General features: G+C 57.5%; 1 protein-coding gene. It reads right to left on the bottom strand.

Features of this window, described 5'->3' with window-relative positions; genetic code table 11:
- The coding region (locus QP381_RS08870; RefSeq protein WP_285068619.1) for a terminase large subunit domain-containing protein at positions 1-294 on the bottom strand (294 nt) is incomplete at both ends.

The raw sequence follows: 294 nt of genomic DNA on the forward strand, positions 1-294 counted from the left end.
GTCGTGGAGTTCGTCGAGGCGGTCTAGGTAGTCGGTTTTGAGCCAGTGGTAGGGGCTGTCGGGGTTTGTGGTTCCGAGTAGTTGGGAGCCGTCTAGGCTGAGGCGGGATAGGAGCATGCGGAAGAAGGAGTCTGGGAGGACTGTTACTTCGTCTGCGTAGGCTAGGGCGACTGTTGCGCCGCGGATTTTTGTTTCTGCTGATTGGTCGTTGGCTCCGACTATGCTGACGGGTTTGCCGAGTATTTTTGCGGTTGGTGCGCCTTGCCTGTAGTTGATGGCTTTGGCTAGCCAGGC

Origin of the sequence: Pauljensenia sp. UMB6358 (genome assembly GCF_030216865.1) — a bacterium.
Taxonomy (GTDB): domain Bacteria; phylum Actinomycetota; class Actinomycetes; order Actinomycetales; family Actinomycetaceae; genus Pauljensenia; species Pauljensenia turicensis_A.